The following is a 22,959-nucleotide window of genomic DNA, read 5'->3' on the forward strand; positions in this document are numbered from 1 at the left end:
ATCTGTAGAGACTTTGCTAAAATATCTGCCAAATTTAAAGGAGTTCCGTCAATGTCAATGTATGTAGTGGGCCATAAGATCCCTGATTCAGATTCAATTTGCGGTGCAATTGCGCTTGCTTACTTAAAAAACCAAATCAATGAACCGGCCATTCCAACGCGTTTAGGTGAAATATCACCTGAAACACAATTTATCTTAGATAAATTTGGCTTCGAAGCACCTGAGCTTAAACTTAGCTACGCAGGTGAAGACGTTTATATCGTTGACCATACAGAAAAAACACAAGCACCTGATGACATCGACGAAGCACGCGTTGTAGGTGTAGTCGATCACCACAAATTAGGCGACTTAACATCATCAACACCTCTTGAGTGTTGGATTCGCCCAGTGGGTTGCTCAAATACCATTATTAAAATGATGTATGATTTTTACAATGTAGAAATCCCGAAAGACATCGCAGGCATCATGTTATGCGCTATTTTAAGCGACACCGTTATCTTTAAATCACCAACATGCACCACTGCTGATATTAAGTGTGTAGAAGCACTTGCTGACATTGCCGGTATCGAAGATTTCAAAGAACTTGGCATGGAAATGTTCAAAGTAAAATCTGCAGTAGAAGGCACGCCAGCTCGCGACCTAGTTATGCGTGATTTTAAAGACTTCAACATGAACGGCAAGCTAGTCGGTATTGGTCAACTAGAAGTCATTGACCTTGCTGTTTTTGATGAGATCAAAGCAGACCTTGAAGCTGACATCGTGAAGCTAAAAGAAGAAGGCGGCCGTCACTCAGTATTACTACTATTAACAGATATCATGAAAGAAGGCTCACAAATGCTGATAAGCTCTGATGACGTTGCTGTTATTGAAGCGGCATATGATGTTAAATCTGAGAATGGCAAAGTATGGTTAGATGGTGTTTTAAGCCGTAAAAAGCAAGTTGTACCGCCACTACAAGACGCATTCGCAAAAATCTAATAGTCATTCGCGGTGCCGAATATAGATAAGTAAAAGCCGATATTATATCGGCTTTTTTATTGTCGAACGCAAAGATTAAAGCTGCGTCGCATTACGCTGACGTAATACCTCAAATAAGCAAATACCGGTCGCAACCGATACATTTAAACTTGATACCGTGCCTGCCATGGGTATTTTAACGAGTAGGTCGCAGTGCTCGCGAGTTAGACGACGCATACCGTCACCTTCGGCTCCCATCACTATGGCCATTGGACCTGTTAAGTTAGCATCAAATAATTCGGTGTCAGTTTCACCCGCTGTGCCAACAACCCACACACCTGCGTCTTTAATTTCACGTAATGTGCGTGCAAGGTTTGTCACTTGTACTAAAGGCACTGTTTCCGCGGCACCACAGGCTACCTTACGTGCTGTGCCATTAAGCTTTGCAGACTTATCTTTAGGCACAATAATCGCGTGCACGCCTGCTGCATCCGCACTGCGTAAACACGCACCTAAATTATGCGGATCGGTTATGCCATCTAACACTAACAAGAAAGGCGTGTCTTCGCGGGCAATGATTTCGTCGAGATCTTTTTCATTGTACATTCGCGCTGCTTTCACGTTAGCAATGATCCCTTGGTGCTGTTCACCATTGGCTTTGTTATCAAGTGCTTTGCGCTGCATAAATTGCACTGAAATACCGAACTTACGAGCTTCATCAATAATCGGGTTTAAACGCTTATCTTCACGCCCTTTTAGCGCATAAATTTCTAAAAAGCGCTCAGGCTCTTTTGCTAAAATAGCTTCAACAGAGTGAAAACCAAAAATTAATTCATTACTCACGTATTATTTGCTCCTCAGCTAGTACGTTTTCGGGCGTTCTTACCCGGTCTTTTTGCCTTTTTGGTGGCTTTTTTCTTGCTCTTCTTCTTACCTGCTTTTACAACATCCGCTTGTTTGCTGTTAGGTTTTTTACGCCCTTTTGCATGAGAAGACTTGCCACGCTTTGCATTATCTTTCTCTGAAGATTTAGGGTCTGAGCGACTATCATCCCCTTTTTTGCCAGGGATTTTCCCCGCTTTTAACTGCGCACGAATACTCGGTTTTGCAGGTGCACTTTGCGCACGGCGTCGCGCATAGCGGTCTTGCGGCACATCACCAGCAAACACTAAATTAATTCGACGCTCATCTAAGCTGACAGACGATACCTGAACCGTCACTTTATCGCCTAAGCGATGAACCGTATGAGTTTGCTCACCAATAAGACAGTGTTTTGCATTGTCATAATGGAAGTATTCATTGCCAAGATTCGTTACGTGGATCATGCCATCTATTTGTAAGTCGTCTATGCGAACAAATAAACCAAAGTTAGTGACCGATGAAATAACCCCGCCAAATTCATCGCCAACATGGTCTTGCATAAACTCACATTTAAGCCAATCGGCGACTTCACGAGTCGCATCATCTGCGCGACGTTCAGTGGTTGAACATTGCTCGCCTAAAATATCAACTTCATCATTACTGTAAGCATACTCGCCCGACGTTTGTTGGCCTTGTGCTTTTAAAACAGCTTTAATCGCACGGTGCACAACTAAATCAGGGTAACGGCGAATTGGCGATGTAAAATGCGCGTAAGCAGGCAACGCCAAACCAAAGTGCCCAATGTTGTCTGGTTGATACACAGCCTGTTTCATCGAACGTAATAACATGGTTTGAATTAACTCGGCTTCAGGACGGTCACCTAGTTTTGCAAGTACATGTGTTATTTCTTTTGGTGTCGGCTCATCTGACAATGTTGACTCAATGCCCAGTTCAGATAAAAAGTTTCTGAAGAAACCAAGCTTTTCAGCATCAGGTTCATCATGCACACGATAAAGTGCACTGGCCTCATGTTTTTCTAATAAACGAGCTGCCGATACATTCGCCAAAATCATGCATTCTTCAATGAGCTTATGCGCATCATTACGCACCACAGGGACGATTGATTCAATTTTTCGGTGAGCATCAAACACAAAACGCGTTTCTAGCGTTTCAAACTCAATTGCACCACGCTCTTGGCGAGCTGCTTTCAGTGCCATGTACATTTGATGTAAATCAGTTAAATGCGGCACCATTGGCGCGTATTCTTCGCACAGCCTTTCATCACCTTGCAAAATTGCATGTACTTTAGTGTAAGTAAAACGGGCATGTGAATTCATCACCGCTTCGTAAAACTTATAATTCTCTAAGGTGCCCTGCTCAGATACGGTCATCTCGGCAACCATACATAAGCGATCAACATTGGGGTTTAATGAACACAAACCATTTGACAACACCTTCGGCAACATGGGGATCACTTGCTCAGGAAAGTACACTGAATTACCGCGTTCTATCGCTTCTTTATTCAGTGGCGTGTTCATACCAACATAATGTGATACATCAGCAATCGCGACCCATAAACGCCAACCACCTGATGGTTTTCGCTCACAGTAAACGGCGTCATCAAAGTCTCGTGCATCTTCACCATCAATTGTTACTAATGGTAAATCACGTAAATCGACTCGGCCTTGCTTTGCTTGCTCATCAACAAATTCACCTAAATGGGCAACTTGCTTTTCAACGGCTTCAGGCCATACATGCGGAATATCATGGTTTCGAAGTGCTACTTCAATTTCCATACCGGGGGCTAAATGCTCACCCAATACTTCCGTTACTTTACCCACTGCATTCATGTGACGACTTGGGTTTTGCGTGATCTGAACTTGCACCATTTGATTATGGCGCGCGCCATTCTCACTGCCAGGCAGTATCATGATATCTTGCGTGATTCGCGGGTCTTCGGCAACAACCACCGCAATGCCATGCTCAACAAAATAACGACCAACAATCGGGGCGCGCTCATTCGTTAACACTTTAATGATACGCGCGTCGCATTTACCACTGCCGCCTTTGCGATTGCCTTTAGCAAGCACAATGTCGCCATGCAGCACCATGTTCATCTGGTGTTTTGCGATAAACCAATCTTTATTTTCGCCTTCAACTTCTAAAAAGCCGAACCCATCACGATGGCCAACTACTTTGCCTTTCACAAGGCCTGATTCATCAATCAACGCGTAGCATTTAAATTTATTGAAATACAACTGACCGTCACGCTCCATAGCGCGCAAACGACGTTTAAACGCAATTTGGCGTTCAGTGTCATCCACGTGTAATTCGTCACAAAGTTGTGTGAAGTTTGCTGGTTTAGCGCGAGATTCTAAGTGAGTAAGTATAAACTCACGGCTAGGGACTGGGTTTTCGTACTTTTCTTGTTCTCGACTGAGATTGGGATCCTGTTTTGTCATTCACTATCTTGTTAGTTGGTTATGTTGTTATTTTAACCCATAACCACGCAATGAGACAGGCAAATGCTATGAAACTTTTAAGAAATTAACTAAATATGCCAAAAATAACACGTTGATATTCTTCGCAGTAAAGAGTCTGTGGTAATATTTTCTGAAAATAACAACAACCTAACAAATTTATATGGATATTAATTTAACCCACTACCTTGCAGCAATGGCGTACAACAGCGCATACATCGCTCTTTTTATCGCGATAATCGCACTCGCTAAGCTGTCGTATAACTTAGCAACCCCCTACGACACCACAAATCAGTTAACAGATAATGCCAATACAGCATTAGGTTTATCAATTGGTGGCTATTTGGGCGCTATTACGATTATTTATGGGTTTGTACTAGCAGGACCAAGCAAAGGCCTACTGACCGACTTAATTAATGTATCGCTGTATAGTGTACTCGGCATGGTGTTATTAACATGCTCACGCTTTCTAAATGATAAGTTACTGCTGCGTTTATTCTGCAACCAAGAACAGTTAATTAATCGACAAAATGAAGCCGTTGGCTTAGTACAAGCTGCTAATTACATGGCTGCAGCCTTAATCATTGGTGGCGCTTTAACGGGTGAAGGGACGTGGTTATCAGCCATTGTATTTTACGCACTCGGACAGCTTTTGCTGATCATGTTTGCTAAAGGCTATGATCACCTCACTGCTTTTGACCTGCATGAACAGCTTGAAAAAGGCAATAAAGCTGTAGCGATGAGCTTCTCAGGCACCATGTTAGCGTTGGCAATCATTCTGTGCCATGCCCTGCTTGGTGGCTTTCATACTTGGCAACAAAGTCTTAGTTTATTTTTTATTGATGCGTTGTTTGGCTTCTTAATCTTGCCGATCGTACGTTACTTGGTTGATAAAATTATCTTCAGTAAAATCTCTCTTGACCAAGCTATGCATGACAATAATACCGCTGTTGCCGTTATCGAAAGCAGCATCGCAATAAGTGTTGCAGTGATTATCACGATCGCTATTTAAGCTTATTGGAGTAAGGATGAACATCTATAAGCTGTTTACTATCGCGTCGATTGCTTTTTTAAGCTGTTTTTTGATACGCGCAGACCTTCAAGAGCCTCTGCAAAATGGCCAATATGGCAACTTCAAAGAATATTATGGCCAAGATAAGCCCTATTTATTTAATGTTCCTGAAGATGGCCAAATGATGCACAGCTATTTATTTTTACGCCAGATATCAGTGCAAATAACGAAAAAGTCTCGACCCTCGATGAGCCCAATGTGCTGCACCATTATTTAAAAGGCTGGAAACACTGGAACTAAACCAATGGATTAGCCCATAGGATGGTTTACAAAGCAAAGGATTACCGTTAAAAAGAGAGTTAAGCATAATAATAACAAGGGTCGCAATGCAGGCGCACAAACAAAGTCTTATGTACTTACACATTGCAGTGTTGCTATTTGGTGGAACTGCGTTGTTTGCCAAGCTCATTAACTTAAGTGCATTAGACATTACCGTATACAGAACAGGTATTGCCGGTTGTGCCTTATTGATCTTACTTTATATCCAAAAAAAGGCGATTAAACTCCACTCTCGCCGTGATTATCTTATTGCTCTATTACTCGGGGTGACAGTCGGTATTCATTGGTTAACCTATTTTGCAGGAATGCAATTAGCCGGTATTGCTGTTGGCATGATTGCCTTTTTTACTTACCCCGTGATCACTGTATTTTTAGAGCCTCTTTTTCATGGTCGTAAACCGCAACTGAAAGATATTATTAGCGCTGTAGTGGTGATGTTCGGTATTTACTTACTCATCCCAGATGCAAGCCTTGGGAATGATGTTACGCTTGGCATTGCGACCGGTATTTTATCAGCCTTCTTTTTTGCTTTTAGAAATATTATTCATAAGCGTTACTTTAGCCAATACGGTGGCCCACAGACCATGCTTTATCAAACGTGGATTGCCTGTATTATGCTGTGCGCCTTCCTTGAAGTACCGCCATTACAAGTTGATACAATTAATTGGCTGCTATTGATCACCGCTGGGGTTATTTTTACAGCAGCGCCGCATTCACTTTTTGCTGCAAGTTTACAACACTTATCAGCCTCAACGGCTGGATTAATTTCTTGCTTGCAACCGCTATACGGCACGTTTTTGGCTTTTTTAATTTTGCATGAGCAACCAACAATAAGCACAATTATGGGGGGCGTTTTGGTTATAAGCGCCGCTTTTTATGAAACATGGTCAGTGACTCGGAAACACACGCAATGATAAAAGTATTCGCTCACAGAGGTGCCAGTGGTACCTACCCAGAAAATACCAAAAGTGCCATATTAGCCGCTGTAGATTTGGCTGTTGACGGTATTGAAATCGACGTACAAAGCTGCCTTGATGATTATATGATTATTCATGACACATGGCTTGACCGGACCACATCAGGTCGCGGTAAAGTGAATGCCTGCAGCAAAGCCCAAATTCAACAGTTCGATGCAGGTAATGGCGAAATAGTGCCAACGCTACAGCAAGCGATTGATTGGGTTAATGATAAAACACTGCTCAATTTAGAACTCAAACATACCTTTTCACTTGATAAGTTTGTAGAGCTTATTGAATCAAACATTAGCACTGGAAAGTTATCAAGAGATAATCTTTTAGTCTCATCCTTTGATCATCATCAACTCATGTGGCTCAAGCAAAAGTTACCCTGGGTGAAGATTGGCGCGTTAACCGCATCAATTCCTATCAATTACAGTGAGTTTGCGCAAAAGTTGCATGCCTACAGCATTCATATTGATAAAAACTTTATAAACCATGAGTTTGTTGCCGATGCCAAACAACGTGGACTTAAAGTCTATGCGTATACGGTCGATAAGGTAGAAGATATCGAGTTAATGCTTGATTATGGCGTGGATGGAATTTTTACTAATTTCCCATGCCATACACAAATGACACTGCAGTCGCTGTGACTCAAAAAGAATAAGCTATACTGTGTCGAATAACGTGGAATTAAATAAGACTAAGAAACGCCCGACATGAATCAACATAACACCTCAATGAGTAGCTATATGCGCATTTATAATTTTATCGAACAAACTTTCTTTTACACCTTAACGCGTAAAATTGTCGGTAACTTGGGGTTTGTGTTTGCCTTTCAGGTCATTACTTTAATTTGGCTTTACAGTAGCTTATCTGAACAGCAAGCAAGCACAGGGCTATTCTGGCTCATGACACTCGTTATTGTTGGCAGTTTTATTTTCACACTTTTTTATATGCGTTTTTTAATTGTGCGGCCCGTACAGGCTATGCGCGATACTTTAGCGCAAATTAATCGTCATGATGCTGACTTATCGGCAAAACTCCCACACTTTACCTTTGATGAATTTCGCGATTTAAGCGAGCAATACAATACTTTTACATCTCACCTAAGCCAGCTACTGGCCACCACATACCAAAGTGCGCAAGCCAGTGCCGATAGTAGTTCAAAAATGACAGAGTCGATGCAGCAAACAGCGAAGCTTAGCCATCAACAAATTACGTTTAGCCATACAATTACCGATGCAAGTAATCAAATTACGACAAGTTTAGAGCATATTTCTGCAAACACCGACAGTGTTCATACGGTTAACAGTGAGCACCTAAGTTTTGTACAACACTCAGCTGCGGAACTATCTACTCTGGTAAAAAAAGTGGCCATGATCAGCCAAATTCTCGGCAACTTTTCTGCGACCGTGTCGGGTTTAAAAGAAAACAGTGAAAATATTCGTGCTATTTTAAAAATGGTTGAAGAGTTTTCTGATCAAACAAATTTGTTAGCCTTAAATGCCGCCATTGAAGCTGCACGTGCCGGTGAAGCTGGACGAGGGTTTGCGGTTGTTGCTGATGAAGTTAGAACTCTTTCTGTAAAAGTGAACGATGCAACCCGTCAAATTAGCGACTTTATTAATCAAATGAATAGCTTGGTAAACGAAACAAATAAAGAGTCTGAGTTATTAATTAGCCATTCAAGTGAAGCTGAAACAGCCATTAGCAATACCTCAGCAGGGTTTAGCAACATGCTGAGTGAGTTTGAGCAAAATCAACAGCAGCTACAACAGATTGTTAGTGCTGTTCATTTACTAGAACAAACACAAACTCAAACACACCAAAGTGTCGAGCAAATTGTGGCGTTAGGTGAGCAAGCGAAACAGCAAATAGATGAATCCCTTGCTGATTGTGAGCAATCACATTTACTTAGCCAACAAACCCAACAACAGCTAAAGCGGTTTGTTTAATGGGCGCTGAAACGCTTTTAATTCTAAGCTTTCTATAACTATGATAAAGTAGCCATTCCTTGGCTACTTTTTTATTCACCGTGACAACACCTATCGATTACCAGCAACTCGCGCAGCAAATTAAGCAATGGGGTAAAGACCTTGGTTTTGCAGAAGTCGGGATCACCGATATTGATCTCACTCAGCACGAAGCCCAGCTTCAACGTTGGTTAGATTTGGGTTACCACGGCGACATGGAATACATGGCTGCGCATGGGATGAAACGTGCCCGTCCAGCAGAATTAGTGCCGGGTACTCAGCGTGTTATCTCGGTTAAAATGAACTACCTTCCACCCGATGCCAGCTTTGCTAAAAACCTCAAGCAAACCGAAAAAGCGTACATAAGTCGCTATGCGCTAGGTCGCGACTACCATAAGCTCATTCGTAATCGCCTCAAAAAATTAGGCCAAAAAATAGAACAACAAGTAGGTCAGCTAGGATTTCGCCCATTTGTGGACTCTGCGCCAGTCCTTGAACGACAATTAGCAGAAAAAGCAGGGTTAGGCTGGCGTGGAAAACACAGCCTTCTTATAAATAAAGAAGCGGGGTCGTGGTTTTTCTTAGGCGAGTTATTTGTTGATATTCCACTGCCTATCGATAACGAGAATACCTTTGAAGGCTGTGGCAAGTGTGTGGCGTGTATGACTCTGTGCCCGACAGGTGCGATTGTTGAGCCGTATGTAGTCGATGCCCGTAAATGTATCTCTTATCTCACGATTGAGCTGCAAGGCCCTATTCCTGAAGAGTACCGTTCATTACTTGGTAACCGTGTGTATGGCTGTGATGACTGTCAACTCGTGTGTCCGTGGAATCGTTATGGACAAATAACCGATGAAGCCGACTTCCATCCTCGAACGCAATTAAAAGATCAAGACTTACTCACACTCTTTGCATGGGATGAAGCCACATTCCTAAAAAACACTGAAGGCAGCCCGATTCGTCGTATTGGCCATGAACGCTGGCAAAGAAATCTAGCGGTTGGACTTGGTAATGCTGACTATAGCGACACAATTATTATCGCGCTTAAAAAGGCGCTTCAAAGTGCAACGCCACTGGTCGCAGAGCACATAGAGTGGGCGCTTTCACAACAGCAGAACAAGCGTCAGCTTAAATTACGTAAAACCGCACGTTTGATTCGTATTGTTGAAAAAGGCTTACCACGAGATGCTTAAAGCGCGGCCAGCACCGCGCGTACTCAATGAGTGTGTCATTGCTTTAATAAGACCGATAAATCGTTTTCAATCTCTTTAAATGCGGCCTTTACTCCCTGCACTGACTCTTCACGCGCTACTGAGTTTTGAATGGTTTCATCGACTTTTTGATAAATAAAGATCTCTTGGTCTTCGTCTAATCCCATTGTGGGTATTCGTTGTTCCAAATCCTCTTGTAACTGTTTAAACACCGCTTCGTTATTAATACGATTGTCATTCAAAAGCTCTATGAGCCCCTTAAACTTACTGTGTACTTTAGACACTGCGTCATTCAGTTGCTGTTGCTGTTTAACCAGTTCTTTTTTTGTAATTATCGCTTTAAGCTGCTGCTCGGTCACACTCACTAAAAAGCAAATGTGGTCACGAATACGGCCATGTTTATCGGGATCTTGTTCTGGCATATTCAAAATGAGTAAGCTAATCATTTCATAATTTACTAAAATTCGACTCGAAAACTCATGTAAACGGCCTTTGTTTTTAAGCATTTCAAATAGCTCAACAACTATGGGCGAACAAACACCTGACACTGAAAAGTGCTCTAGACCCGATGCTAAGCGAAATTCAACATTACTTTGTAAGTCAAATGCGCTTAAACAATGAAGTAATGCTTTACCCAACTCTTTTTCATCATCAATTAAACCGATATGCTCGATATAATTAACAATTTGGCCCATTTCACTACTATTAGCCATTGCATTAAAGGCTGTTGACGTGGCGTCTTCCACTTGTTGTTCAAGCATTTCTTTTTCGATCAGTACTTGGTTTAAGTGTTGTAGCTTGAGCTTTAATTCATCATGCCCAAAAGGTTTTACAATATAATCTTCAGCCCCTACAGAATACCCTTCCATACGCTCTTCAACCGTGCCTCTGGCCGACACAAACATAACGATGATTTTTTCAGTATTCGGGTTTTCTTTTAACTTTCGGCATACTTCATAACCACTCATTTGTGGCATGCTAACATCCAGCAAGATAACTTGTGGATCAAACGCTTCAACAACATCTAAACATTCTGGACCGCTGTTGACCATTTTCAGCTCAAAATCGAGTTCTTCGAGGATCTCTTCAATTATTTCTAAGTTAAATGGTTCATCATCGACGGCTAAAATTCGCTTCAAGGCCATGTCTAGTTCTTCCGTTTTGTTAATTAAGCTTCATAGTTTGCTCTTCAGTCGCTAAATGCTGAGGCAAATCTATATTCAAAGGTAATCGCACTAAAATTGTAGCGCCCCCATATTCGTTGCTATGTGCGGAGATAGTGCCTTGGTGCAAGCTCACAAACTCCCGACAAATAGCTAACCCAAGGCCTGTGCCTCCTGCGCCACTATTGGTTTTGCTACTTTGTTCAAACTTGGCAAATACTTTTTCAAGTTCACACTCTGGAATACCAATACCACGGTCAACAACCGCTACTTCAGCGATATTATTTTGCACTGATAACTGAATATCTATCTCGCTGAACGGTTCACTGAATTTCAGCGCGTTTCCTAATAAATTGCGCATAATTTGATTGATCTGTTCTTCATCACAATCCAGAACGATATCTTGCCCAGTTTCCAGTAGACGAATCATTATATTTCGCTCAAGTGCTGTGCCAGACACATCATCAATACTGGTTTTTATAATGTTGATCAGATTGTGTTTTTGAGGGTTAAATGGAAACTTGCCAACATCCAATTTAGATAAGTCGAGTAGGTTATTAAGCAGCGATAACAACCGCTCTCCACTTTGCTCTATCCGCGATAAATACTTGTTTAACTTATCTTTATTTAGATCGTTATTCGCAACTTTTTCAAGTCCAAAGCGTGCAAAACTTAAAATAGAATGCATGGGAGTTCTTAACTCATGAGACATATTAGCTAAAAACTCTGATTTACTCAGATTTGCGGCCTCGGCAACGTTTTTAGCATGCTCAAGTTGTGCTGTACGCGCTTTAACTTCTTCTTCTAGCATGTCTTTTGCTTCAAGCAGCAAGTCTTCTTTTTCTTTCAGGTGGGTAACATTTTTAAAGATAACCGCCAACGCAATTTCACCATGGTGATCTATTTCGTTAAACGAGCCTACGAGAGGAACCTCATTGCCGTTTTCTTTAAGCAGTCTTAAGTCACAGCTAAATTGACGATTTTTATTCAGGGTGCTTATTTTATCTTTAATACGGTTTATTGAAGGTGTATCAAAAAAGTCAAACACCGAGCAGTTTTCAAACTCTTTAAGCGGTTTTTCAAATAACAGTTCACAGGCATCATTGGTTTCAATAATTTTACCCGTGCGATCAAACAATATAATCGCATCAGGAGTGTGTTTAAAAATAACCCTTAACAGGCTGTCTTTTTCTATGAGGGCATCAACGGTATTTTGTAAACGCTCAACTAACTCTGCGTTGTGTCGTTTGAGTAGCTCCGTTTGCCATAATTTATGAACCGACTGTAATAGGCTATTATCATCAACGGGCTTAACCAGCACATCCTCCACCCCCTGACGAATAGCTTCAATCATCGAAACCTGTTCAGGCTTTGAGGTATACAGTAAACAACGGCAGTTAGGCTGCGTCCCTTTCAGCTTGTTAAACAACTCAAGTCCAGTGCCATCTTCAAAGGTAAAGTCGCTTATTAATAAATCAATGCTGTGTTGATTTATTATTTCAATCGCTGAAAGCTTACTCCCAGCTTTAAAGGTTTTAATGTGCGCGCCTTTTAAGTTTTGAGTAATTTTTTCTAATCGTTCTGGGAGATGGTCAACAACCAATACCGTGGGCAGCTTTAAGATGTTGTCACTACCCAGCTCTAACACCCCTTCTAATAAAGTGCTAATTTCTTTGTTTGCAAAAAATGGGTAAATAACCACTGAATTAGGCAGCAAGCGATTAATTTCACTGAAGTGCTCGAGTAAATCACTACGCTGTGCTTTGGGTGCAAGCAATAAAAAATTCTCTTGCGAAAACACCCCACTCAGTTTCTTTATAGTTTCTGTCGGCACACCATGAGAAGCCGCAACTAAATCAAATTCTTGAGTTAAAACAGTGTCATCTATCATCGAAAAGTGCAATAACTCGACTTTACAGCCAATGAGTTCCAATAACACTTTTACGCGCATTGCTAAAACACTATTACTATCGACAATTAATATTCTTCGCACAGTACACTAGGCTCAAATTAATGATAATTACCTAATTAGAGTAGTCGAAAAAAAACAAAGTCACTAAATTTACACTGCTTTTTTTATTACTTTAAGATCTAAGTGCTTACCTAAAATAACGAGGCTGTATGCTTTATCATCCATAATTGCAACTTCAGGCAGTTCTCCCCAAACCTGATAATCAAAACGATTAAACAGTTTAATGCTCGGCAGGTTATGACTAAAAATAAACGCTAGCAAAACTTTTATATTAAGCGTTTTGGCATGCTCCTCTGCAAACGCAAGCAACGTTTTGCCTAACCCCTGCCCCTGAGCGTTTGAGGTAATATATATACTAATTTCGACTGTGCCATCATACGCTGGACGCCCATAAAAAGATTTATAGCTGAGCCATGCAAGTACTTTCGAGTTTTGCTCATACACAAAAATCGGCCTTTGTTCTGTATGGGCTGCGAACCATGCTTGTCGCTCAGCCACCGTTACCTCTTCGGTATCTGCGGTTACCATACGCCCAGGAATTGTTTCGTTATAAATAGCGACAATCTGTGTTAAGTCGTGTTCTGTTGCTGTTCGAATAGTCATAAATAACTGAAATTAAATGATCACTTTCTCGCATATTAGCGTATATTCATCACAAATAACTAGCAGGAAATCATTATGAATAAATATGCTTTGTTACTCTGTGCAAGCCTTATGTCTACTCATCTTGCAGCAGAATCTCCCCCGTCAATTCAAGACCCAGTCGCAGAAACTCAATGTGATGACTTTACCAATGTAACGCTGCGTAAATTACGCTCAAAAGAAAGTGTTAATCTTTGCGAATTTAAAGGTAAGCCATTGCTCATAGTGAATACCGCAAGTAACTGTGGATTTACGCCACAGTTTGAGGGTTTAGAAGCAATTCATAAAGAATACAAAGACCGTGGTCTCGTTGTTCTTGGTTTCCCTTCTGATGACTTTTTCCAAGAAGAAGATGACGAAAAAGACACCGCAAAAGTATGCTACATTAATTACGGTGTTACCTTTACCATGTTCGCTACCAGCGCGGTGCGTGGTAGTGACGCAAACCCAATTTTTAAGCACCTAAACGAAGCAACAAGTTCACCTAATTGGAACTTTTACAAATATATTGTTTCGGCAGACCGTAAAACGGTTGAGCGTTTTAACAGTAAAACCAAACCAGAATCAAAAGCTATGCGTGACGCGATTGAAGCGCAGTTAGCTGCAAAATAAATTTAACCTTTCGTTCAGCAAATATTGAACTAAACTCATTATTTAATTTAGAAAAACACACAATGGGGAGTTATTATGGCAGTAGCCAGCGCAAGACATATACTCGTAGACAGTGAAGCACAATGTCTAGACCTTAAACAACAAATTGAACAAGGCGCAGACTTTGCAGAACTCGCGCGTACTCACTCAAATTGTCCTTCAGGCCAAGATGGCGGTGCGTTAGGTGAATTTGGTCCGGGCATGATGGTTCCAGAATTCGATAAAGTTGTTTTTTCAGCGCCAATAAATCAAGTGCAAGGGCCTGTGCAAACTCAATTTGGTTATCATCTACTTGAAGTAACTAGCCGAACAGACTAACTTCATAATGAATCGTCAAAAGCCGCTTTCGCGGCTTTTTTTTTGATAGGAAACTAATCTATGAAACTGCTTGGTTCAACAACTTCACCGTATGTCCGCCGGATACGAATGTGGGCACTGAACAATGATATTGCGCTTGAGTTTATTAATTTAGATATTTTTTCACAGCAAGATAGACACACTATGATTGCACACAATCCCGCTCGAAAAGTTCCGATATTAATTGATAATGGTTTTAGTGTATGCGATTCAAACTCAATTATTCGCTACTTATTAGAAAAATCAGATCAACCTTTATTGAGCTGGCAGCAAGAAAACCTTTTAACCATTATTAACGCCTGCAATGACTCGCTCGTTGAAATGCTACTGTGCCAGCGCTCAGGATTTGATACAAAAGACGATAAATTGTTCTTTAATTTACAAAATGAACGAATTGCTGAAACATTGCGCTATTTAAATAGTCATTTATCTGAGCCTGCATTTAAAAGCTGTGAATACCTCAACATCAGTTTATACTGCTTGCTAGATTGGATTTGCTTTCGTGAATTAACTGATTGGAGTCAACTCGAGAATTTAGCGGACTTTTATCAACAATTCTCAGCAAAAGCAGCTGTAAAACACACAGATCCACGAAATTAATGATAAGGGTTAAGCAAATGAGCGATATCGAAATAGAATCAGAATTAGTTAACTTTGTTGAAAAAGTACGTTTAAACGAGTCTATGTGGGCACTTGGTGCCGAAGATGGTGGTTTTGTTGTGTGTGAATCAAACCAATTTAGCGACACCGATGTGTTGTTGCTATGGGGCACAGAAGACGCTGCAAAAGCACAATGTAAAGACGAGTGGAATGACTATACACCGGTAGAAATTGGTTTAGACGAATTTTTAGATGAGTGGGTTGAAGACTTAAACGAGGATGATGCGCTCGTTGGTCTAAATTGGAACGACGACCAAGTATGCGTCGAAATAGAGCCTATAGGTCTTGCTAAGGCCCTTTGCGACTAACTATATTGACAGCAAATGGTACTGTGGTTACAGAGTGCCATTTGCTGGAAACTTTACATTTCTCAGGTATACTCTTCAAGACATCTTTATTATCAAGGTATTAGGTTGAAGTCCCATCTCGGTCGTAGGCCCTTTTCGGCCATGGAGTTACATACCCTGTATACTGGTTACATCTTTAGTGATCAGCTTTTGCCCCGTGAACAAGCAAAACACTGGCATTTTTGGCTTCCTCTTTTTGCTTATTATACTGGCGCTTACAGTGATGAAATTGGCCATCTCACCCTTGATGATATTGTCACATTGTCAGATGTGCGTTGCTTTCACTTTCATACCCACGGCAAGATAAAGTCACGCTTTGTGCCGATTCATGATGCCTTATTCGCAGCAGGGCTTGACCCATACCTAGACTTTTTAAAAGCACAAGGGCATACCCGCTTAATGTTTGACTTACCCTCTAAGTCAGGACGTTACAGTGAAAAAGTCCGTATTTGGTTTTCTGGTGAAGGTGAACGAGCTGGTTATCTACAAAAATGTGCCATTCCCAATGTTGATCAACAAGGGATGAAAACGGCTATCAGCAGTTTAAGACTCAACTTTGAACAACAAGTGCGTATTCATGCAATACAAGCTAACAGTAAAGATGCGTTTAACTATTTAATGGGCTTTAAAGAGTTTTCAGGCTCTTTATTTAACGATATGTCGTTGCTTAACGGCATTCTACAAAATGTGAGGCAAATTAATCCACAGTTGCACTGGCAACGCTTCATTGAACGCCATCATTAAATTGACAAACTTTGTTACTAACTAATTATTACTGTTCAATTTAAAACCTGATAGCATGGAAGACAGCACTCAAAGTCAGTGCCTTTCTAACAACAAAAAATCAGGGATACTTATGTTCTTAAAAAGCCTATTAACTGTGAGTGTTGCACTTGCGGTTAGCTCAGCCCATGCCAATGAATATGTAATAGAAAAACTAGCAAAACCTAGCTCACAACAGGTAGAGCTGACACTTGATCCTGCTAAAGACACTTTTTCTGGCCACACTGAAATTGCCATCGAAGTACTCAAAGCAACGAACTATATTGAATTAAACGGTATTGATTACGCGGTCAGTATGGCAAAAATTCTAGGTGACGAAAATTGTGACCTAAGTGCAGACATGCTGAAAACAGGCAAAGTAAAATTTTCGTGTGATGAAAAAATCCAACCTGGAAAGTATACGCTAACGGTTGATCATACTGCGCCTTATAACCGCCAAAGTGTGGGCTTATATAAAACGCTTGATCAAGGTACTCCCTATTTATTTACTCAATTTGAAATGAGTGATGCACGCCGTGCCTTCCCTGTTTTTGACGAACCGAGTTATAAAATTCCATTTCAGTTAACGATTACTGCACCGACAACACAAAAAGTGTATGCCAACACGCCGGTATTAAAAACCACGGTCAATGGCGATATGACAACACACTATTTTGATAAAACGCCTCCTATTCCCTCTTATCTTGTAGCAATGGCGGTCGGTCCTTTTGAAGAGCTAGAAATTAAAGGCATGCCAATTCCTGGCAGAGTATTAACGCCACAAGGTAAGATTCATCTTGCGGATTACGCCAAAGAAAATATGCCTCGCGTTCTCAAAGCACTGGAAGATTACTTTGGTATCCCTTACGTTTATAAAAAATTAGACTCGGTTGCAGTGCCTGAGTTTCCATTCGGTGCAATGGAAAATGCTGGTCTTGTAACTTATCGTGAAGACATTCTATTAGTTGACTTAGCGACCGCGACTCGTAGCAAAAAAGAACGTAATGTATCAATCATTGCACACGAACTTGCACACCAATGGTACGGTAACCTTGTTACCATGAAGTGGTGGAATGATTTATGGCTAAATGAAGCGTTTGCAAGCTGGATGGCGGCAAAAATTACGGCACAAATTAACCCTGAATTTGAATCACACTTAAATTTACCGCAAAACTATGTGATGGCATTAGATGCACGCTTAAGCACGAAACCCATTCGTAAACCGATTAAAACCGAAGCTGATATCATGGATGGCCTTGGTCTTGCTTACAGTAAAGGGAGCGCGGTACTGTCTATGGTTGAAAACTGGATAGGCGAAGATGCTTTCCAGCAAGGTATTCAAGCCTACTTGAAAAAATTCTCGTATAAAAATGCTGAAGCAGCTGACCTGTGGCAAGCATTAGGTGAAGCTTCAAATAAAGATGTAGCGAGTGTATTAAAGTCATTTATTGAGCAATCTTCTTTTCCACTTATCAAAGTAACCCAAGACGGTAAGAAAATTACCATCAGCCAGAGCCGTTTTGTGAATGCAGGTGTTGAAGCCCCTGCTCAACTGTGGAACGTGCCTGTTGCTATAAAATATGGTGCAGGTGACAAAGTAAAAACAGCTAACTTGCTGCTAAACAAAGAAACACAACAGCTAACACTTGATTTTGAACCTGAGTGGATTTACCCAGATCAAGGAGCTATGGGCTATTACCGTTGGTTACTAGACGATGCGCAGTTTAATGCCCTGCTAGATAACGCAGCTGACAAATTAACAGTCCGTGAGCGTTTGGCACTCCTTTCTGCCGCTGACTCTTTACTTGATGCCGGTGTTATTTCTGCTGCCCGCTTAATGCAAACCCTAGAAACATTTGTGAGCGATGCACACCCACTTGTAGCGAATACAGCATTGGGTTACTTAGCTTCGCAAAAACGTGTTTTTGAAGACGATAGCAACCGCGACTTATGGCCTAAGTTTATCCGTAAGAGCATTGCTCCTGCCGCGAAGCAATATGGCTTAACAGCCAAAGCTGATGAAGATGCTGCAGTATCTCAGCTACGAGCACAAGTGATCAGCCGACTAGGTTTTGATGGTGAAGATCGCAAAGTCATTGATACGGCTAAAGCACAAGCCGCACTTTACTTAAACAATCCTGAAAATGTTGACCCATATTTAGCATCAACCTACTTAAACCTTGCAGCTTATCATGGTGATGAAAAACTACTCGCGAAGTACAAAGAAACGTTCAAAACCACAAAAGATCCGCAAGTACGCACAAAAATGCTTGCTGCAATGGGTTATTTTGGTAAACCAGAGCTACAAAAAGCAGTCCTTGAGTACAGCCTAACTGATGAAGTAACGGCCTCAGATATGCGTACTTTATTAGGGGGTCTAAGTTATGGTAAAGAACGCCAAGCGTTGTTCATTGATTGGATTTATAACAACTACGATGCCATCACTAAAAACTTACCGCCATTTTTTGTACCGAACTTACCGTTTTTCACAACGGCAAGTTGTGATGCTCAAAGCTTAGCCACAACAAAAACCTTCTTCACTGATAAAATCTCTGAAGTACCAGGGTATGAGCGCTCACTCAGCAAGCTTGAAGAAAGCGTCAATGACTGCCTTTCGCTTAAAAAGCGCGAGCTGGCCTCGGTGAATAGTTTTCTTAAACGTTAACAGCACAATGTGAAAAAGGGTCACATTGTGACCCTTTTTTATTACCATAACTCTTAACGAGTCCGCACTTATAGCCGTGTCTGTCATTAACTTATAATGCAATTAACCAACTGCATTCATTAAAATAGCGACACTATTATTGCGTTAAAATTATTGCGCTAAAATTTTATTAAATTGCTTAATAAACTGTTCTGCCGCTAACACTGAAGTAACTTTAAATGCGAGCCCATAATGAATAGGCTGGGCACTTTTATAAATACGTGTAGGAAAACGTGTCATTTCACTGCTATGGAAATAATCTTTAATGCGAGAGATGCCGTCCAATGCTTCAAAGTCGTCACTAAACACCTCAAAAACAGGCCTAATGACTAATTTAGCCTGCCCGCTTTGTTCATGCACATAAAATGCTTCTTTGGAATTAGCGGGCATAAACTCATTAATATTTTTTATTTTAAAGTTACTACGACAGCCAAGTTTTATCAGTTGTTCAGTAAGTTGTTCTGCAGAGAAAGACAAATGCGCGCCTATTTTAAAACGAGAAGTAGTAGCCACATTACAGTAATCCCTTAAAAAGCGTTACTTATTTATCACAAACAAAGGCAAGTTTCTTATTATGGTAACTCAAACGTGTTATTTTGGTTTCACAATAAGACGTTAAATCTAACCATTGAGAAACAGGCTCTGGATTCATTAAATCTCGCTTATAAACGCGATTATTAATCGCATAAATAACTGTCTGCTCATCCAACAAGGTGAAATCTTGTAATTGTGCCGGTAGACGTAAAATATCTGTTACTTGCTCAAATTGGGGTGTAAAACGCGCCAGCCAATGTTGCTTATCTTTGTGGTAGCTAAATAAGTAGCTATTCGTTTGCGCATCAAAAAGTAAGGTTCGGCCAATAGCATTCGCAACGACCTTCGGTTTAGCAGCTGCAACCGTGGTATATTGTAAGGTATGTGGTTCGCCCAAAATAAACATAACAAGGTCGTTGTCGGCGCCCCATGCATGGTAACCTACAGGCTCAATCCACTCGAAGATACGCGCAGCAGATTGTTCACCCTGCAACGGATATTGCCAGAGCTTTTGCTTACCATCTTCTTCCACAACGATGGCTGACAACGCCTGCTTGTTAGGCATTAATGTGGGTGAATATTCGCTAACAGCAGAGTGCGTTAAATTTGTTGCTTGCTGAGTTGTAAAATTATAGAAATATAAATCTGTTTGCGATTGTCCATCATCGCTAAGCACCTCATGCGTGTAATAAAGCCCCTCATCAATTAAGAACTGTTGGTTATTGTAACTTTTATTATCCGTAATTCTTGTTACCTTCATACCATAAGGGGTCTGAAGATCAGCCAGTAACACTTCGCTTTTAGGCATAGCTGCGTCCGCTTGGCTGCTTAAAAACGTTCCAAATGCGCCAAAAAGGAAAGAGGTAAGTAATCTCATTATGTTCTCTCGTTTTAATTTTTATTGGCTCATGATAGCGTTATTTAATCAGGCAGTCACTTGACCTTACTATGCTCGACCTTTATAACTAGGACGTGTTCGTTTTTTATCAGTTTTTCTGATTGGTAAAAGTAACACTGCACGGCTTAACAAATAACGAGAACAACTATGTCAGCTAAACACCCTATCATCGCAATTACCGGCTCATCTGGCGCTGGCACCACCACCACCACCAATGCCATTAAGCATATTTTTAGAAGTTTAAATATAGATGCGGCCTTTATTGAAGGCGATAGCTTTCATCGTTATACACGACCAGAAATGGATAAAAAAGTGCGAGAAGCACAGCAAGAAGGCAAACATATCAGTTATTTTGGTCGTGAAGCGAATGACTTTGGTGCGCTTGAGCAACTGTTTTATCAATACGGCGAAACAGGCCAAGGTAAAATCAGACGTTACTTACATACCTTTGATGAAGCCGTTCCTTATAATCAGCTACCGGGGACTTTTACACCGTGGCAAGACTTAGAATCGAATACAGATATACTCTTTTATGAAGGCTTACACGGCGGTGCAGTAGACCAAGATCACGATGTCGCGAAGCATGTTGATTTATTGATTGGTATGGTGCCAATTATCAACCTTGAGTGGATCCAAAAACTAATCCGCGACACCTCAGAGCGAGGCCACACGCGTGAAGCGGTAATGGGGTCTATTATTCGTAGTATGGATGACTATATAAACCAAATCACCCCTCAGTTTTCTCGTACTCACATCAATTTCCAGCGCGTACCGACTGTAGACACTTCAAACCCATTTAGTGCAAAAGATATTCCCTCGCTTGATGAAAGCTTTGTGGTTATTCGCTTTAGAGGTATTGAAGATGTGGACTTCCCCTATTACTTACGCATGATAGAAGGCAGCTTTATGTCACGTATCAATACGCTAGTGGTGCCTGGAGGAAAAATGGGCTTAGCCATGGAGCTGGTACTAACACCACTCATTAAAGATATTATTCTAAAAAAACGTGCCCTTGAAAATTTAGCCCCCGTTGACTTGCCGATTTAAATGACTCGGGTACACTGCTGACTCAGCCTGGAATGATGGAGTAGTCAGCTTGAAAACGACATTAAATGTAATAGTGGGATCTAAAAATCCTGTAAAAGTGAATGCTGCTAAACATATTTTTAGCCTTTACTTTCCTGAGCACACCATTCAGTGCCAAGGTGTTCACGCACCGTCTGGCGTCCCCGACCAACCTTTAGGTGAAGATGAAACCCGCATAGGGGCAGAAAATCGCGTAAAATACTGCCAAGCGCATTACGAAGCCGATTTCTACACAGCAATGGAAGGTGGCGCAGAGCAATTTAGTTACGGCGCAGCAACGTTTGCATTCGTCGTTATTGCCAATAGCGAACAATTCAGTGTCGGCCGCAGCAGCAATTTACCTTTACCCCTTCCTTTCTTCAAGGCATTACTTGCGGGTAAAGAGTTGGGCGATGTGATGGATGAAGCTTTCAATACCGTCAATATCAAACAGCAAGGTGGTGCAATTGGCTTATTAACCAATCACAATGCAACACGCGAAAGCACCTATATACAAGCGCTTACATTGGCTATGGCACCGTTTTTACACCCTACACTTTATAACCAATAAACTTGGAATATCATGAAGTATACACATGTTTTATTTGATGCCGATGAAACCCTGTTTAGTTTTAACGCATTTGCAGGTCTTAAAGTAATGTTCGCCAATTACGGCGTAGACTTTACAGAGACAGATTATCATGAATATCAATTAACCAATAAACCACTATGGGTTGCCTATCAAAAGCATGAAATTACTGCCAATGAGCTACAGATAACCCGTTTTACCGAATGGGCAAACAAACTCAATGTGCCCGCTCAAACGCTTAATGATGCCTTTTTAGAAGCGATGGCATCTATTTGTGTGCCATTGCCCGGTGCCGTTGAGCTACTCAATAAGCTAAAGCCTCACGCAAGATTGGGTATCATTACCAATGGTTTTGCCAAACTTCAGCAAAAGCGCCTAGAGCATACAGGACTGCAAGACATGTTTGATTGGCTGGTGATTTCTGAGCTAGTGGGTAAAGCCAAACCCGCACCCGAGATTTTTCAACACACTTTTCAGTTAATGGATAATCCACCGAAAGAACAGATTTTAATGGTGGGTGACACCGCAGCCAGTGACATTCTCGGTGGCCATAATGTTGGCATTGATACCTGCTGGCTTCAGCACCCTGGCGTTGAGTTACCTGAAGGGATTACACCCACCTACCAAATAAATCAGTTATATGAACTGGAAGCTATTCTTGGTTTATAGCAACTCAAAATGATTAATACCATTCCGCTTAATTTAGTGATCTATTTTGAGGCAATAAAACCGCGTTGATAACAAGGCAAAAATTTAGTTATTTAGTTGTTCTAAATCAGAAATTTTTAACGCAGGTAGCGACTGGTTTAATCACTCAAAATGA

Annotated in this window: 23 protein-coding genes; 16 read left to right on the forward strand and 7 right to left on the reverse strand. The window is 41.1% G+C overall.

Going from position 1 to position 22,959, the window contains the following annotated elements; genetic code table 11:
• Positions 1–51: 51 nt before the first annotated feature.
• Complete coding sequence (locus JIG41_RS05175; protein WP_036971127.1) at positions 52–978, forward strand: manganese-dependent inorganic pyrophosphatase; 927 nt, start codon at positions 52–54, stop codon at positions 976–978.
• A 75-nt stretch (positions 979–1,053) separates the two neighbouring features.
• On the opposite strand, the gene rlmB is transcribed toward JIG41_RS05175, so the two are convergent.
• Both rlmB and rnr read right to left on the reverse strand, forming a co-directional pair.
• Entirely contained in the window at positions 1,054–1,800 is a 747-nt protein-coding gene (gene rlmB, locus JIG41_RS05180) for a 23S rRNA (guanosine(2251)-2'-O)-methyltransferase RlmB (protein WP_075594453.1), read from the reverse strand.
• A 14-nt stretch (positions 1,801–1,814) separates the two neighbouring features.
• A complete protein-coding gene (rnr, locus tag JIG41_RS05185) occupies positions 1,815–4,280 on the reverse strand; it encodes a ribonuclease R (RefSeq protein WP_182396110.1) in 2,466 nt (821 codons plus the stop codon).
• A 181-nt stretch (positions 4,281–4,461) separates the two neighbouring features.
• Here rnr and JIG41_RS05190 point away from each other — a divergent pair, with 181 nt between their 5' ends.
• The 6 genes from JIG41_RS05190 to queG all read left to right on the forward strand — a co-directional run bounded on the left by JIG41_RS05190 (position 4,462) and on the right by queG (position 9,774).
• Positions 4,462–5,310 carry a DUF350 domain-containing protein gene (locus JIG41_RS05190; RefSeq protein WP_249406611.1) on the forward strand — a complete coding sequence of 283 codons (849 nt, stop codon included), beginning with the start codon at positions 4,462–4,464 and terminating at the stop codon, positions 5,308–5,310.
• A 16-nt stretch (positions 5,311–5,326) separates the two neighbouring features.
• Positions 5,327–5,587, forward strand: a complete 261-nt coding sequence (locus JIG41_RS05195) for a hypothetical protein (RefSeq protein WP_199524354.1) — start codon at positions 5,327–5,329, stop codon at positions 5,585–5,587.
• Positions 5,588–5,696: 109 nt separating this feature from the next.
• Positions 5,697–6,563: a DMT family transporter gene (locus tag JIG41_RS05200; RefSeq protein ID WP_199524355.1), complete on the forward strand. Its 867-nt coding sequence runs from the start codon at positions 5,697–5,699 to the stop codon at positions 6,561–6,563.
• Positions 6,560–7,258: a glycerophosphodiester phosphodiesterase family protein gene (locus JIG41_RS05205; RefSeq protein ID WP_065978148.1), complete on the forward strand. Its 699-nt coding sequence runs from the start codon at positions 6,560–6,562 to the stop codon at positions 7,256–7,258. The genes JIG41_RS05200 and JIG41_RS05205 overlap by 4 nt, the downstream gene beginning before the upstream one ends.
• Positions 7,259–7,345: 87 nt before the next feature.
• Positions 7,346–8,563: a methyl-accepting chemotaxis protein gene (locus JIG41_RS05210; protein ID WP_074988893.1), complete on the forward strand. Its 1,218-nt coding sequence runs from the start codon at positions 7,346–7,348 to the stop codon at positions 8,561–8,563.
• 59 nt (positions 8,564–8,622) lie between these two features.
• A complete protein-coding gene (gene queG, locus JIG41_RS05215; RefSeq protein ID WP_206770709.1) occupies positions 8,623–9,774 on the forward strand; it encodes a tRNA epoxyqueuosine(34) reductase QueG in 1,152 nt (383 codons plus the stop codon).
• Positions 9,775–9,809: 35 nt separating this feature from the next.
• Here queG and JIG41_RS05220 read toward each other — a convergent pair whose 3' ends face one another.
• The 3 genes from JIG41_RS05220 to JIG41_RS05230 all read right to left on the reverse strand — a co-directional run bounded on the left by JIG41_RS05220 (position 9,810) and on the right by JIG41_RS05230 (position 13,530).
• A complete protein-coding gene (locus JIG41_RS05220) occupies positions 9,810–10,937 on the reverse strand; it encodes a PleD family two-component system response regulator (RefSeq protein WP_036971147.1) in 1,128 nt (375 codons plus the stop codon).
• Positions 10,938–10,956: 19 nt separating this feature from the next.
• On the reverse strand, positions 10,957–12,906 hold the full coding sequence (locus tag JIG41_RS05225; protein WP_199524363.1) for an ATP-binding protein: 1,950 nt from the start codon (positions 12,904–12,906) through the stop codon (positions 10,957–10,959).
• A gap of 111 nt (positions 12,907–13,017) precedes the next feature.
• The gene (locus tag JIG41_RS05230) at positions 13,018–13,530 is read right to left on the reverse strand and encodes a GNAT family N-acetyltransferase (protein WP_199524356.1); all 513 of its coding nucleotides are present in this window, start codon (positions 13,528–13,530) and stop codon (positions 13,018–13,020) included.
• Between the two features lie 111 nt (positions 13,531–13,641).
• On the opposite strand from JIG41_RS05230, the gene JIG41_RS05235 reads away from it, so the two are divergent.
• The 6 genes from JIG41_RS05235 to JIG41_RS05260 all read left to right on the forward strand — a co-directional run bounded on the left by JIG41_RS05235 (position 13,642) and on the right by JIG41_RS05260 (position 19,011).
• Positions 13,642–14,181, forward strand: a complete 540-nt coding sequence (locus tag JIG41_RS05235) for a glutathione peroxidase (protein WP_371915649.1) — start codon at positions 13,642–13,644, stop codon at positions 14,179–14,181.
• 75 nt (positions 14,182–14,256) lie between these two features.
• Complete coding sequence (locus JIG41_RS05240; protein ID WP_036971157.1) at positions 14,257–14,538, forward strand: peptidylprolyl isomerase; 282 nt, start codon at positions 14,257–14,259, stop codon at positions 14,536–14,538.
• A 60-nt stretch (positions 14,539–14,598) separates the two neighbouring features.
• Positions 14,599–15,177 (forward strand): glutathione S-transferase family protein, encoded by a 579-nt coding sequence (locus tag JIG41_RS05245; protein WP_118843981.1) that lies wholly within the window; start codon positions 14,599–14,601, stop codon positions 15,175–15,177.
• Between the two features lie 17 nt (positions 15,178–15,194).
• Complete coding sequence (locus JIG41_RS05250; protein ID WP_199524357.1) at positions 15,195–15,545, forward strand: DUF2750 domain-containing protein; 351 nt, start codon at positions 15,195–15,197, stop codon at positions 15,543–15,545.
• Positions 15,546–15,650: 105 nt separating this feature from the next.
• Positions 15,651–16,328, forward strand: a complete 678-nt coding sequence (locus JIG41_RS05255; protein WP_065978154.1) for a hypothetical protein — start codon at positions 15,651–15,653, stop codon at positions 16,326–16,328.
• Between the two features lie 112 nt (positions 16,329–16,440).
• Positions 16,441–19,011, forward strand: a complete 2,571-nt coding sequence (locus JIG41_RS05260) for a M1 family metallopeptidase (protein ID WP_199524358.1) — start codon at positions 16,441–16,443, stop codon at positions 19,009–19,011.
• 150 nt (positions 19,012–19,161) lie between these two features.
• Here the strand turns inward: JIG41_RS05260 and JIG41_RS05265 are convergent, their stop codons facing one another.
• A complete protein-coding gene (locus JIG41_RS05265; RefSeq protein WP_065978156.1) occupies positions 19,162–19,527 on the reverse strand; it encodes a hypothetical protein in 366 nt (121 codons plus the stop codon).
• A gap of 64 nt (positions 19,528–19,591) precedes the next feature.
• Positions 19,592–20,461, reverse strand: coding sequence for a hypothetical protein (locus tag JIG41_RS05270; protein ID WP_199524359.1), 870 nt, complete (start codon positions 20,459–20,461; stop codon positions 19,592–19,594).
• 168 nt (positions 20,462–20,629) lie between these two features.
• Between JIG41_RS05270 and JIG41_RS05275 the strand changes: the two genes are divergently transcribed.
• From JIG41_RS05275 to yjjG, 3 genes are read left to right on the forward strand one after another with little or no spacing between them, the layout of a single operon-like run.
• A complete protein-coding gene (locus JIG41_RS05275; RefSeq protein WP_036971173.1) occupies positions 20,630–21,529 on the forward strand; it encodes a phosphoribulokinase in 900 nt (299 codons plus the stop codon).
• 49 nt (positions 21,530–21,578) lie between these two features.
• Positions 21,579–22,118: an inosine/xanthosine triphosphatase gene (gene yjjX, locus JIG41_RS05280; protein ID WP_199524360.1), complete on the forward strand. Its 540-nt coding sequence runs from the start codon at positions 21,579–21,581 to the stop codon at positions 22,116–22,118.
• A gap of 12 nt (positions 22,119–22,130) precedes the next feature.
• On the forward strand, positions 22,131–22,805 hold the full coding sequence (gene yjjG / locus JIG41_RS05285; RefSeq protein ID WP_199524361.1) for a pyrimidine 5'-nucleotidase: 675 nt from the start codon (positions 22,131–22,133) through the stop codon (positions 22,803–22,805).
• The last annotated feature ends 154 nt before the right edge of the window (positions 22,806–22,959 follow it).

Source organism: Pseudoalteromonas sp. bablab_jr011 (assembly GCF_016464045.1).
Lineage (GTDB): Bacteria > Pseudomonadota > Gammaproteobacteria > Enterobacterales > Alteromonadaceae > Pseudoalteromonas > Pseudoalteromonas lipolytica.